The 14547-nt window shown below is 57.3% G+C and carries 8 protein-coding genes and 1 pseudogene; 7 read left to right on the top strand and 2 right to left on the bottom strand.

Annotated features, from left to right (window positions below):
* The first annotated feature begins 392 nt into the window (after positions 1-392).
* On the top strand, positions 393-974 hold the full coding sequence (locus AC1DJN_RS14400) for a hypothetical protein (RefSeq protein WP_478014216.1): 582 nt from the start codon (positions 393-395) through the stop codon (positions 972-974).
* 11 nt (positions 975-985) lie between these two features.
* Here AC1DJN_RS14400 and AC1DJN_RS14405 read toward each other — a convergent pair whose 3' ends face one another.
* A complete protein-coding gene (locus AC1DJN_RS14405) occupies positions 986-1888 on the bottom strand; it encodes a helix-turn-helix transcriptional regulator (RefSeq protein ID WP_154329109.1) in 903 nt (300 codons plus the stop codon).
* A gap of 107 nt (positions 1889-1995) precedes the next feature.
* Here AC1DJN_RS14405 and AC1DJN_RS14410 point away from each other — a divergent pair, with 107 nt between their 5' ends.
* The 3 genes from AC1DJN_RS14410 (at position 1996) to AC1DJN_RS14420 (ending at position 6946) form a co-directional block, all read left to right on the top strand.
* Positions 1996-3174: a ComEC/Rec2 family competence protein gene (locus tag AC1DJN_RS14410; protein ID WP_442251412.1), complete on the top strand. Its 1179-nt coding sequence runs from the start codon at positions 1996-1998 to the stop codon at positions 3172-3174.
* Complete coding sequence (locus AC1DJN_RS14415; RefSeq protein ID WP_442251413.1) at positions 3171-5423, top strand: ThiF family adenylyltransferase; 2253 nt, start codon at positions 3171-3173, stop codon at positions 5421-5423. Before AC1DJN_RS14410 ends, AC1DJN_RS14415 begins: the two co-directional genes overlap by 4 nt.
* A gap of 614 nt (positions 5424-6037) precedes the next feature.
* Positions 6038-6946 (top strand): hypothetical protein, encoded by a 909-nt coding sequence (locus tag AC1DJN_RS14420; protein WP_442251414.1) that lies wholly within the window; start codon positions 6038-6040, stop codon positions 6944-6946.
* 802 nt (positions 6947-7748) lie between these two features.
* On the opposite strand, the gene AC1DJN_RS14425 is transcribed toward AC1DJN_RS14420, so the two are convergent.
* Positions 7749-8114, bottom strand: a complete 366-nt coding sequence (locus tag AC1DJN_RS14425; protein WP_442251415.1) for a hypothetical protein — start codon at positions 8112-8114, stop codon at positions 7749-7751.
* Positions 8115-8407: 293 nt separating this feature from the next.
* Here AC1DJN_RS14425 and AC1DJN_RS14430 point away from each other — a divergent pair.
* The 3 genes and pseudogenes from AC1DJN_RS14430 to AC1DJN_RS14440 form a co-directional block, all read left to right on the top strand.
* Positions 8408-9262, top strand: a pseudogene (locus AC1DJN_RS14430) (PA0069 family radical SAM protein); the annotation flags it as partial.
* Between the two features lie 144 nt (positions 9263-9406).
* On the top strand, positions 9407-12616 hold the full coding sequence (locus tag AC1DJN_RS14435; RefSeq protein WP_442251416.1) for a DUF6531 domain-containing protein: 3210 nt from the start codon (positions 9407-9409) through the stop codon (positions 12614-12616).
* A 15-nt stretch (positions 12617-12631) separates the two neighbouring features.
* The coding region (locus AC1DJN_RS14440) for an RHS repeat-associated core domain-containing protein (protein ID WP_478039362.1) at positions 12632-14547 on the top strand (1916 nt) is incomplete at its 3' end.

A 14547-nucleotide genomic window follows, 5' to 3' on the forward strand; every position in this document is an offset into this window, starting at 1 on the left:
CTCTCCCTGTCTATAGGAAGAATGTTGTCAGATACTGGTTAGCTATCCAAGCTCATGGTCCCTGCGGCCTAGGACGCTTCCATTCCGGCGATGGGAGATCTCGGCAGAGAAGTGCAGGGCCTTCCTGGGCCAGAGCTAGCGCCACCCATCGCCGCTCCTTGACCGATCTCCCCACGGAAGGCTGACAGGTAAGATCCGGGCTGACACCGAACGCTTGGGCCGTGCCCTTAGGCCCAAAAGCGCGTGCGCCCTACCTAAATGTGCCTTCGGGAAGGCATAATCTGGCGGGGGAGGTAAATATCAACCGCCTGCCAATCTAGTTGACCGGGGAGAAGGAAGTGTCTGCAAAAGGAGGACTGCTGAGATGGCTCGGAGCMTTCATAGCTTTCGATATGGCGCTGCTAACCTACGTCTTGATTCCCGATTGGCGTTGGGGTGCTGCCGACCCGAAGATGATCATAGGTGGGCTAACGACAGTACTTTCCCCTCCAATGCTCTACATGATGACCTCAATTCTCTCGCCAGACATGAAGGCTGCACTCGTCTTCTGGAGAACCAAGCATCACTTGCCTGGCTATTCGGCATTCTCCAGGCACCTAAGAGAAGACTCGAGAATAGACGGTGAAGCAGTTGCGGCGCGGCGGGGTCCTCTTCCGTCAGACCCGGATGAACAGCAGCGCCTGTGGTACAAAATTTACCGCGACCATCGCAATGACGAGGCAGTTCTTGATGCCAATCGTCGCTTTCTCACTTTTCGGGATCTGGCAGTAGTGTCACTCCCGGTTACCGTGGTGGCCCCCATCGCGCTCACGTTCTTCGATCTCGGCTTCGCACGAGGCCCCGTGGCCGCAATCTTCTGCCTGCAATACCTTGGCGCAAGTGTCGTCGCGCGCATAGCGGGCGTACGTCTGGTTCGAACTGTTCTGGCGATAGAGGGCGCGCAGCCAGGTTCCGCTGCTCCCGGTTCGGTATGACTGGCCCTTTACTAGAAATCCGGCCGCACAATTGAGGGAAGGTAGGCAGCTAGTTCGGTGCGGTTTGCAAGGACAATCTGCTGCGATCTTGCCGCTTCGTTCTCTTGTTCTTTAAGACCCAAGCGTGCCAACAAGTAATAGCCCATTGCTTGTCTGCACTTCAGCTTCAATTTGCCTTCTGACATGCCGTAGTCAAGTTCAATCACTCGCCGCGCGCCCTCCGAGAGAGCAGGGTTTGGTGCTATCTCAATATCGATCACGCGGTTCCATTGTACGTCGCCACTGATCGTGGCTTGAGCGTCTCCAGATGGCTTCGCCAGCAAGATTCGCGCAAAGAGGAAGTCACGGTAGTCGTTGCGCAAGTGACAGTAGGCTCGGATGTGCCATCGGAATCCGTCGTAGGCCAATGCCAAGGGTGAGACGCACCTTACATCTGGCTCAGCACGTGCCATGGTCTGGTAGGTGATCTCCAGAGCTCTGCCGGACTGAATTGCAGACAAGGTCTCCCGTAGTAGCGAGACATCGACGCGGCGGCTAGGGAAGCTCACGATCTCTGAAGGCGGTGGGTTACCCAAGAAGCTCAAATCGGGACTCAGCAAGCCGGTAGTGATCGCATGCAGTTCCGCCAGATACCGGGCGCTCGATCCTTCTGTGAAGATCGGCACATATGTCGGCATCGCCACATAGGCACGCTCCTTGGCGTCGTACTTCGCATTCAGCGGGGCGCGTGCGGCGTATTCAGCAAAGTCCAGAGTGGCCTGAGGGGGTGAGATCTTGAAGAACTCCACTATGTCAGAACGATTGACCTTACCTGCCCACAAGAGCCGAGAGTCAATGAATTCTAGCCGGCGTGCCTGACCCCAGCGCTCTTTGCGGGCGGACACAGCCTTTAAGTCATTGAATTTATTAGGCATGTGAGAATCTTCCAAAAATGTCCACTACTTTTTATGACCTCATAGTTTTTCGTAGTATAGTGCGTCTGAAGGCCACGGGGTGGTCAACACGATGAGGCGCAACTCGAATGAGCAACATCACGTTCTTCCCGGTCGACTGCGGTGACATGACCCTGATCCGCCTCGCGGATGCCGCAGTCAGTTCTATCCTGATTGACGTTAACATCCGAGCGGCGGCAGACGATGCTGATGACACTTCAGTACGTGATGTGGCTTCGGATCTGCGAGGCAGGCTGCAACGAGATGAACTTGGCCGGCCCTATGTCGACGTCTTCATGCTGAGTCACCCCGACGAGGACCATTGTCTGGGTCTGGCCCGTCATTTCTACCTGGGGCCGATCGAGGACTATCCTGATGACAAGAAGGCTGACAAGGATAAGCGGATCGTCATCCGGGAAATCTGGTCGTCTCCGTTGGTCTTCCGCCGTCGTTCAAAGGAGCATGTTCTCTGCGATGATGCCTTGGCGTTCAATCGCGAGGCAAAACGGCGAGTTACGCAGTACCGCAATGGTTCTGGAAACAAGGATGGTGAGCGCGTACTTCTGATGGGTGAGGACGTTGACGGCAAGACAGATGATCTCGCCCCGATCGTCATCAAGTCGGGTACTACCTTCAACCGTCTTAATGGAGCTAGTAATTCCTACTTCGAGGCAACCCTGCTCGCGCCGATTCTCTGCGATGACCCGGACATTGTTGAGCAGTTGAAGAAGAACAATTCCAGCATCGTCATCAACTTCGCGTTGGACTCCGTCGAGGTCGGACTCCCGCGCTGCAAGTTCCTGTCTGGAGGCGATGCGGAGGTCTACGTATGGGAGCTCCTCTGGGCTGAGTACGGGAACGGTGGTGAAGCGCTGCAGTACGACCTTCTCCAGGCTCCGCACCATTGCTCGTGGCATTCGCTGTCATGGGATAGTTGGTCCAAAATGGGCGAGAATGCCCAAGTTTCCCCCGACGCGCGAGCGGCCTTGGGGCAGGCGAAGAACGGTGCCGTGATTGTGGCGAGCTCAAAGCGCATCTTGGACGACAAGAATGATCCGCCCTGCATTCGCGCCAAGAGGGAGTACGAGAGCATATTGGGTGCTGTGGGCGGCAAGTTCATGTGCACCGGAGAATATCCCCAGTACTGGGAGCAGGCCCCGTTGGACCTGCAGGTCTCGTTCGGCGGTGTTCGAGTCAGGAAGGCAGGTGCAGGCTCTTCTACGGTCGCGGCCCTGGCCGCCGCACCGCGCGCGGGCAGCCCTCGGTGACTTCAGATTTTCTCGATTGGGGAGTCAGCATCCCCGAAGATGAAGCAGATCCATTCCGCGATGTCCGCATGCAAGCTCTCCTCAGGGCCTGCAATGCACATGCCGACATCAATGTTGTCGAGCTAAGGCGCCTTGAAGACCCATTCGCCGCAGAGATCATTGTGGCCGATGTTGGTGATGGCACCGTTTCCCCTGGAAACGATGCGGGCATTCGCCGAATCGAACGAATTGCACTGCTGTACCGCAGCGGTGCCCGATTCCCGTTCGAGGCCAGGCCTCTAAGGAAGAGCTTCCCGAAGGCGCTACATCAGTACTCTACCGGGGATCATGGCCCGCCGTCGCTCTGCATCATCGAAGGTGACTGGGAGATGGTGGAGCATAGGTACACACCGGAAGCGCTGCTCGAGACCCTTCTTAGCTGGCTGGAAAGAACGGCAGACGGCACGATTCATGAGCCCGACCGCCGCTTGGAGCCCGTCTTCTACAGCCTCGGGCAGTGCCTAATGCTCCCGCCGGACTTCGCGGAGGCGTTGAGCGATCCTTCCAAGGAACTTGCTCTGATGGACGCGTGGCCGTGGGAGCGCGGAATGACATACCGCACGCGAATTGTCGCGTCTGGTTCTCCGGCACGAGCGGCCCATCGCATACTCATCATGGACGCCGCCCCAATCGCGCACCTGCCACTCTCTTCGCCGCCGTCGACCCTTGGCACTCTTGAAGAGCTTCTTGCAGCTAAGGGGAGCTCGCTGATGCCGGGACTTGCCAATTCGGTACAAGAAGCTTTCCGGCGATGCAGCAGCACAAATATCCAGCCGGGGGACGGGCGAATCATCCTGATCATTCGTCTTCCGCGGCTGAGAGACGGGGAAACTGTGTGCATCGACTCAATCGGGTTCCGGTTTGATTGTGACTTGGTCACGCTGGGCCTCAAAATACAGGCACTCTGCCGATACGGAGACAACGGGTCCGTCCAGCCGGTCGTCATACTTGGAGAAGATCCKGGCTGGCCAGAGAGCGGTTGGCAAGATATCGAGGTTCTCCACATCGACGTTAGCCGCAGTCTTAGCAGAGATGACGCGCAGCGGTGGTCGGCCATTGAGGGCGGTGAGTTTCGTGGGGTAATCGCGGGTGTGGGGGCGCTTGGAAGTGCCTTAATCGATATGTGGTCCCGCTCCGCATGGGGCCACTGGGACTACATTGATCCCGACGTTCTGGCTCAGCACAACATCGTCCGGCATGTCGGCAGCCAAGATCAGGTGGGGCTACCAAAAGTCGAAGTTGCCAAGCGCCACGCGCGGCGGACGCTCGGGATCTCCGACCCAGATGTGAAGGCGTTGCAGGATCGGGCCTCGGACCTTGATAACGAGCCGGTACGCGCGTGCTTGAAGCGCGGCGATCTCCTCATCGATGCGTCCACAACCATCCAGGTAACCAGGGCGTGGTCTGGAGCGGACCTACCGCGAAGTATGGCAGCCTTTTTGACGCCATCGGGAGACGGCTGCGTACTTCTTGCTGAGGACAGTGCGCAGGAAATCAGAGGTGCCTCGCTTGAGGCCCAGTACTACAGGGCGATCATCCAGCAAGATTGGGGAGTCGCGCATCTCGAAGCAAAGGGTCGCCCACTTCGAAGTGGCGCGGGCTGTCGCGATGTCTCTGTCGTCCTGGGCTACGATCAGGTGTTGCAAAGTGCATCATTGCTTGCAAGGCAGATCAGGAATAGATCAATGCTTGCCGGCGCAAGCATCGATGTATGGGAGTCTTCGAGCGACGGCAGCATTCGCCACATTGAGGTAGCGGCCAGGCGAACCTTCTCAAAAACGGTCGAGGACTGGACGATCCTCTGGGACGAAGGTCTCTGCCAACAACTCCTGGAGGCACGAGCCAACTCGCTTCCGCTCGAAACCGGAGGAATTCTTCTTGGCGTCGTCGATTTCAAGCTCAACACAATCCATCTCGTGGACGGCCGTTCCGCACCAAAGGACAGTGTGTCAACTGAGGCGGACTTCCAGTGCGGTAGCTGCGGCGTGCAGGAAGACATTACTGAGGCCCAGCGTCGAACAGCCGGTATGGTGCTTTGGATAGGTGCTTGGCACTCGCATCCCCAGGGTGTGAAGGCAGTTCCAAGCATCCAGGATCAGGAACTTCTGTCACATCTCTGCACAAGGCTGGGTGCGCACGGACTACCAGCGGTGATGCTCATAGCGGGCGAGAACGGCATCGACGTTTTCCTGCAGGCGAAAGGGAGTTAGCTCGCTTAACACGCAGACGAGTTGCCGAGCGGTTTGATGGCGCAGGCGGGACTTGCTGGCTTTGCCTCTGCGCACATGGCGTGGCCGCTTGGCGTGAGCGGATACATCTCCAGTTCTGATATGACCTGGTGCTGGCGGCCTTCCGTCAGCGCCCCATCAGTGATCAGGGGAGCAGTTGGAGTCTGCACTGGGCATCTGAACTGGAGAGCCCGCTCTTCGTCTAAGGCCATCACCCCGGGGTGGTAATGATTGATCAAGCAGCTCTGGACGGCTGATATGCTCGGGTCCTGATAGATGTCGAATGGCAGCTTCTGGCCGAAAGCGGACATCGCCAAGGCAGTGGATTAAGGTTGTTTATCGGGGCATGGGCGTGGCACCTTTCGATCCAGAGCGGACATCAGCGTGAGCGCACGCTCTGCACCCTGGTAGCTCTCACTACACATCGGACTGTTAAGTGAACCACAGCCGTCCTAAAATGAGGCCGTATCAAGGGTCTAGTCCTCAAATCACGGGCTGCGGGTACTTCGTATAGCCGGACCCGAGGAGCCGACCATTGTTCATTTAGCACGGCGCAATCATTCTGGGCAGCGGACGGGGACGTGATGAAGCAAGACATGAAGGAAAAGCTCAAAGAAGCCATGTTTGATGTCGAGCACGCTTTAGGAATGTACGCTTCTGGCTATTGCACCATTCCAGCAGAAGCAATCTATGACAAAGAGGCGTTGGCTTCAGTCATGAGCGTAGTCAAAGATTGCCATATCTACCTTATTGGGCTCGTACCCAGGATTGTCCTTGAGAATGCAAAACTAGAGAACGACAAGCTGAGCATTTTTATGAGTGCTCTAGGACAGACTTACGAGGTCAAGTACCCGTGCCCAGAAGGGTGTCGGTTGCAGCGGGTCGATGACATATATCACGTTGTTGATGCATCGGGACGCTTGGGATGGCCAAGTCCTCAGGACCTACAGGCACGACTAAGCTCCATATCGCAGGCGATAGATTTCGACGTGAAGTACATCGGGCAGGCCTACGGAAAAGATGGATCACGCAATGCCTTAGACAGACTGCTGAAGCACGAGACGCTTCAGAAAATTGCCTTGAAAGGCATTCCTGAGACGCACAAGCTAACCCTGCTGCTGTTGACAGTTGTTCCCAACAGTCAGCTCTTCACGTTCTTCAATCCATTCGCCAAGAACAAAGATGATGATGGGACGCGCATTCGCGCGGGGCTGGAGAAGCTATACGAGACTAGTGAGCAAGAACGAATCACTCTCTATGAGGCATCACTTATCCGGTACTTCTCTCCCGAGTACAACATTGAGTTCAAAAACAGCTTCCCGTCCACCAACCTGAAGGTCCTTCAAGCCTGCTACGAGAAGGATTTCAGTGCGGTTGTGGCAGAGATATGCATCGACGAGCTTCCGTTCAGATTAAGATCTGACGGTGTAGCACCGGCGCACTATCACATAGCTAAGCACAACTTGCATAAAGAGAGTGACCGGCGAATATTCTTTGGACTGTAGTTCGGTGAATTCTCTGTCTGCTGCTGGCGGGAAGCTGTCGTGGGCTCGACATGGCAGCAACTGACCCAAAGCGGACATCCATCAGTGCTTGTCCACTGCTCTTGAAATGCGGCCTGGTCTGCTTGCTGGGTCCGGCTATGCCTCGGCTTGTCAGCCGGACCCAGCAGCCCTAAGATCGAGCCGCTGTCAGCGGGGATAGCCCACCATATGGTGGTATGTGGATAAGTCGTGTAACCGGACTCAGGGATCCGGCTACAAGGTAGTTAGGCAGCAGGGGGAGATGGTGGACAGCCGAAGTATCTTTGAAAGACTGACACGATCCGTGCCAATCAATCTCGCAGACCTCCCAGAAGAGTTCGGTATCTACGCTCTTTGGGACCATGAACGACAAATCCGGTACATCGGTAGCACACCAAAAGCCACCGAGGGATTCCGCACCAGGATTTACAGCAAGCACGCCACTGGCAGCGAAGGTCGCAGCCACAAGTTCACGCAAGCGTATTGCACCGGCCGTATGTGGCGTTACTGCAAGAAGCTTGATCACCCAGCTGCCGCTCGCGAGCAGTCCGCCACAGATGCGGACGCAGCAAAGAAGCTGAGAAACGCCTTTATTCGTAAGCACTGTGGGGCGAGCTACGTATCCATACCTCGTAGCTATCTGCCAGAGCCATACTTCGCAAACCTCACTTCATTGGAGTTCCAGCTTCAGGCTATGGCACCTTCAAGCATGCGGGCGTGGGAGGGTATTGGGTTTCGGCCTCTACCAGAACCGGCACCTCTCGTGGATCGCTTGTTGGCTGAACTACCTCACTTTGCAGCAGGCGCTGAAAGGCAGCATGCCATCTATAAGGCACATGTGCTTTGCACTGATGTCTAACAATTCATTGATACTCGCCTTCTCAACAAGCTGCGCAATCAATGCGCGCATGAGTGGGGAGATTTCCGCATTACCCAACAGATAGTTGATACCTACATTGAGCCAATGACAATGAAACATGCGCTCAATGCTGCAAATGAGGTCCAACCGATCCTGTTCCCACCAAGCTGCGCGCCGAAGTAAGTGCTCGTCAGTACCCTTGCGGCGTTGATCACCTTTGCGAACCTGCTCAAGCCCCTCCTCAAAGCGGCCGTCACGGAGGGAACAGGTGACGGCATCTAACGATTCCAAGCCGAAGCCGCCTGATGGCTCGGCTTAGTTCAGGCGTTTGGCAGTGTCCGCTTTTGGCCGGAAGCGTACGCTGACCAAACGATGTTTTAGCCCGGCCACTCACGGGCCGTCGGGCGCTCAACGGCGCCAATACAGTGCCCCTGAGTCCTCGCCGCATTAGTCGGAACGCTAACCTCCCCTTCATCGCCATGGGCTAGGGGGGAATTTCTATCCTGAGCCGCGTTAGCCTTGACAGAGCACCAGTTCGATAGGGGTTGCGCTGAACACTTCCCCTCAAACACATATAGTGTTGCTGCTCCTACTGCTTCGCCCGCCCTTCGCATGCCTATCTGAACCTGTCGCCTGGCCTGGACTTCGAGACCAAGCTGTTTGCCAAGACCAACGCGCCACAGCTGCTGCGCAAGGAACTGTCGAAGCCGGGCTACGTGCCGCAACCGATCGCGCTGGGCATCAACACCGACGCGTACCAGCCGATTGAACGCAAGTTCAAGCTGACCCGCCAGCTGATCGAAGTGATGCTGGAGACGAAGCATCCGTTCTCGCTGATCACCAAGAATGCGCTGGTCGAGCGCGACATCGATCTGCTCTCACCACTGGCGGCGGAGAACCTGGTCAGCGTGCATTTCTCGGTGACATCGCTGGATCCGCATCTGTCGGCGAAGCTGGAGCCGCGCGCCTCGGCGCCCCATGCGCGGCTGCGTGCGATGAAGCGTCTGCACGAGACGGGCATTCCGGTGGGCGTGATGGTTGCGCCGGTGATTCCGTGGATCAACGACAGCGAACTGGAAGCCGTGCTGGAAGCCGCGCACGACGCCGGCGCCAGCACTGCAGGCTACGTGCTGCTGCGCCTGCCGCTGGAAGTGGCACCGCTGTTCCGCGATTGGCTGGACACCCATCATCCCGATCGCGCCGCGCATGTGATGAGCACCATCCAGCAGCTGCGCGGCGGCAAGGATTACGACAGTCAGTTCGGCACGCGCATGCGCGGCCAGGGTGTTTACGCAGAGCTGCTAAGCAATCGCTTCAAGCTGGCGCGCAAACGCCTGGGCTTCAACGCGCAGAACAGCCATTGGCCGAAGCTGGATTGCAGCCGGTTCCTACGCCCGCTGCCGCCGCACGAGGATTCGCTGCAGGGGTCGTTGTTCTAGGAAGTTACGGGGCGTATGGATATGACGCCGCGTTGAGGCCAATTGCAACACGTGAAAGAACCGTTACACTCAGTGAAAATGAACCCATTGTTAACGGTTCACACGTTGTCTAGCCTGCAACGATTACCACGGAAATGGAAGAGCATGACGCTCCTGAAGACACGTATGTCGCTGTGCCTTGCTTTGCTTCTCACCCCCTTGTCCTTGTTCGGTGCCGGCGCCAAGACGCCGCCGACGGACTTGGAGCGGATCACGGTCAAGCCGCCCGTCGAGGACTTTGAATACCCCCTGTGGTGGTCGATCGATGGAGGCATGCAAGGCGGCTTCGATGGCGGCATGGGCGGGGGCGGCGGTTCATTTCCGACCGAAACCGCGAAGGAGCAGCCGACCGATGACAAGGAGAAGGACTGCAATGGCCGTAAGGGCAATCCCGTCGTGCTTTACAGCGGCAACAAGGTTGAACCAGAACTTGATTTCGCCAGTCAGGGTGAAATGGGCCTGTTTCTGCAGCGCAACTACAATCACTACTGGAGCGCAACCGGACTGTTCGGCAATCACTGGCTGAGCAACTTTGACTATTCACTCGCATTCACCGATGCAAATCAGCTGGCGTGGGTGCAACGGCCCGACGGTCGCCGCATCAAGTACCTCAAGGATCCGGCCAGCGGTCGCTGGTATGAGGACAAGGCCCAGCCCATCGCGTATCTCTCCGCTAACGGCGATGGCACGTTTGCGCTTCGAAACGAAAACAACGGCACGGAGACCTACAACGCGGAGGGCTATATCACCCGCCTCAGCAATGAGCAGGGCGTGAGCTGGACGTTCTCCTATGCTGACCGCTACCTGCAGAAGGTGACCCACTCCTCGGGACGTAGCGTCAGCTTTGGTTGGGCCAATGGACAGGTTAGCCAGGTGACCGATCCGGCCGGCAACATCTATCGCTACACCTATACCCCCAACGTGTTCGGGAACGGACGTGGCCGGCTCGCCAGCACGTCGCTGCCAGGCACACCAGCAACGACGATCAGCTACCACTACGAAGATGCCCGCTTCCCGGGTGCCCTGACCGGCAAGTCCTTTGATGGCGTGCGCTATTCCACTTTTGCGTACGACGCGGAGCGGCGCGCCATCAGCACGGAGCACAATGGTGGCATTGAACGGTTCCGCTTCAGTTACGCCGTACGCAGCACCGAACCGGTGCTGCCGCCCCCCGCTCCGACTCGACCCGGGGGTGTCCGCGCCGATGAAGAGCGTGGATGGTGCGAACAGCGCCCTGGCGGTTCACGCATCTGCTATCAGCCGCGCTCACTGCCTGTTGGCTCGCTGCCGATGGAGCGCGCTCTCGGTATGACGGCTGCCGCTGCGCCGAGCCTTACGCGGCCCGTCGATATTGATGTCACTGTGATCAACCCTCTTGGCCGTAGCACCACTTACACGTTCAAGGACGGAAAGATGGTATCGACCAAGGGTGATCCGTCGCCGAACTGCCCCGCCAGTTACAAGGAGCAGAGCTATGACGCCAATGGATACCCGGATCTGGTCCATGACTTCCAGGACAATCTGACCGACTTCGACTATAGCGCTCAAGGTTACTTGTTGAAGCGTGTGGAAGCTGTCGGCAGCTCGGTCGAACGTACGACGTTGCAGGAGTGGGATACCACGCGGAACCGACTCCTCAAGACAACGGTGGTGGGTGATCTTGAGGTTGCCTACTCCTATGACGATCGCGGAAACGTGGCCAGCGCAACCGAGCGCAATCTGACGGCACGTGGCGTACCCAGCCAGACACGAGTGACCCGAAGCACGTATACCTATCACGCAAACGGATTGAAGGCCTCGATCAAAGTTGATGGACCGCTTGCGCAGGACGACGTCACCTCCGTGTTCAACAGCCAAGGAGATCTGATCAGCGTCACCAACGCACTCGGTCATACGATCAGCTATTCCAACTACAACGGACTGGGATTGCCGGGGCGCATCGTCAATGCGAATGGTGGCGTGCGAGAGCTGACCTATGACGGCCGCGGCCGCGTTGTGTCCGACAGAACCAGTTCGGCAACCGGTTGGGCGACCACCGCCATTGGATACACTACTGCAGGTGACATCGCCTCGCTTACCCAGCCTGATGGCGTGACAGTGCGCTACGGCTACGATGCAGGGCGCCGCTTGACACAGGAAGTCCGTTCGATGGGAGACGGCAAGTGGGCATGGACGCGACATAGCTACAACAACGCTTCCAATCGCACGCGCACCGAAGTTTCACAGACCGACTATCCGATGGATACGGTGGTGAGCGGAGTGATTGACGAAATCACCCATGATGCGCAGTGGAACTGGTTCGTACGTGGCTGGGCCTGCTCCACTGGCTCGGCTGGGTCAATCCAGGTGGACGGTTACGCCGACGGCAACGTCTACCTGGGTAGCACTCAAGCAAACCTTGCCAGCGAGTCAGGTGTTGCTGCGGCCTGCCAAGCATCAGGGAGTGCCTATAGGTATCAGTTGCCGATATCGCTAGCCCAGAGGCAACAGTTGGGCGGTCGCAAGTTCTCCATCTACGGCCAATCTCCGCAGGGCCGCGGCCAGGACCGACCGCTCGCGAACTCAGGCGTGTTTGCGATTCCAACGGCAAACATCGTTGGTGACATTGGCGGCGTGACCCAGGATGGCAACTGGAACTTCTTCATTGAAGGCTGGGCCTGCTCGATTGGTGTGGACGCCTCGATTGACGTCCACGTGTATGCAGGCAACAACGCATGGGCGGGCGGCACATTCGTGGCCGGTGGCCGTGCAAATCTGGCAACGGATGGCAATGTGGCGAACGCGTGCCAGGCACGAGGTAATGCGTACTGGTTCAAAATTCCGCTGGATGCCAACGCACGATCGGCGCATGGCGGCAAAGCGTTGTATGTACATGGCATCTCACCATGGGGTGGCGATCATCTGACGATCAATCGATCAGGAGCCTTCACCATACCTGCGGTCGTCCGTAATGCGGAACTGGTCAGCGCCTCGGCATCACCCCGCCAGATATTCAATGGTGGCTCGTCGAATCTGACGTTCCAGTTCCGTAATACCGGCAACGTCGTGTGGAATCCTGGTGATACCTATCTGGCATTTGGAATCCTTCAGCTCAATGAAAGCATGGGCCTAGCTGCACCGGTGCCTCCGGGGGCAGTTGCAACCTTTACCAGAAGCGTTGGGCCGAAGAACACCGGCAATGGCAACGTAACCTTCATCTACAAGGCGCAGATGGCCTCTAGTGGTGCTGCGTGGGGCACGGAGGGGAGGGCGACGTTGTCCGTTGAAAACAACAAGGGAAGCTGTGGTCGCGTTACTTGCGAACGCCCTCGGTAACAAAGGATTGTCCAAATGCCAGCACTGACGCTTGCCCTGATGGGGCTGAACGCTGTTGTCTCTGTCAACACATATGAGTATGACGAACTGGGGCGTGTGATTGTCGAACGCGGGAACGGCGTGCAGAACGTGCGCTATGCCTATGACGCTGAAGGGCGCGTCACCCAGGTGACCGATTCGCAGAATCGCGTCACCCGTATGAGCTACGATCCGCGTGGACGCTTGATCAAATCAATCGACGCCGCCGGAGGCACGACCCAGATTGCCTACGATCTGGCAGATCGCCCGATCCGTGTGAGCGATCCCCGCAATCTCGTTACCACCTACGAATTCGATGGTTTCGGCCAGATGTGGAAACAGGTGAGTCCGGATACGGGAACGACGCAGCATCATTACGACGCTGCTGGCCTGCGGACCGCGACTACGCGTGCAGATGGCAGCGTCGTTTCTTTCGGCTATGACGGCTTGGGACGAATGACTTCTGCGAGCGCAGAAGACCGAACAATCGGTTACAGCTACGATTGGTGCGGTAATGGCAAGGGTCAACTGTGCGGCACTTCAGGGCCCGGAACCGCCACGCATTTCGCCTATACATTGAACGGCGAGCTGCAGATACGCCGTGACTTCACCGATCTGTCAGGTCAGAAGACGGACTACAGCACGACCTATGAATACGACGGTATCAATCGCCTGAGCCAGATCACCTATCCCAATGGTGACAAGGCAACCTACACATATGGTTACCAGGGAAAGCCAAGCTCGTTGCTGGCAACGGTCGACGGCACTCAGCGCTCGATCATTACCCAGGCCAACTGGAAGGCAACGGGCGCCCACGAATCGCTGGCATACGGTAACGGCCTCGTCAGAGGCTATAACCACGACCAAGAGGGGCGGCTTACCGCGATGTCGGTCTGGGGACCTAACAGCCAAAAAGTCAGCTATTTGGACTACCAGTACAGCGGGGATGGTGAAATCAACGCCATCATCGATGCGGTCGATCCAAACATGACGCAGTTGATCGGCTACGACGGGTTGAGCCGTCTGACCCAGCTGACGCGTTTTGGCGTCACTAATCTGCTTTCCTACGATGCTGGCGGAAACCATGATCGCTACCAAGGGGGGAACCAGCTTACCCAGTACAGTATCGATCCAGGTAGCAACCGGGTGCTGTACTACACCAACCAGGACGGAAGCCGCCAGTACCAGTACGACGCGTTGGGAAATCGCATCAGCGAAACAGCGGGTAGCCGGATCAGCACCTATGAGTACGATGCATTCAATCGCATGAGCCGCAGCAACATCGGTGGCACAGCGACTGACTACGTGCTCAATGCTCAGGGGCAGCGCGTTGCAAAGATCAACGAGAACACCAACAGCCGATACTTCTACGCCGGTCAGAACCAGCTCATGACCGAGCTGAACAATGGCGTGTGGACCAATTACTTCTGGTTTGAAGGTGAACTGGTAGGGCTCGCTCGCAGTGGGCAGCACAACTACGTGCATACCGATCATCTTGGACGCCCCGAGTTCGTCACCAGTCCAAGCCAGCAGACAGTCTGGAAGGCGTACAACTATGCCTACGGACGTAGCGTCCAGAAGGATGAGATAGGCGGGTTGAACATTGGCTTCCCTGGCCAGTATTACGACGCGGAAAGCGGCCTCTGGTATAACGGCTTCCGCGACTATGACGCGAGCATCGGCCGGTATGTACAGAGTGATCCGATTGGGTTGGCGGGTGGCATGAATACCTACGCATATGTCTCAGGCAATCCAGTATCAAGAACCGATCCCTGGGGTCTCACCCAGTGCGACATCGATGTGGCGTTCTCATTTGCAAAGCAGAACAACCCAGATCTCAAGTTCGGCAACGGCGCACCGAAGGTGGATATTCCACGTTCAGGAGATGAGGGTCGATCGGAGCTGTATGGGGA

The organism is Stenotrophomonas sp. 05L414_2, assembly GCF_056397905.1.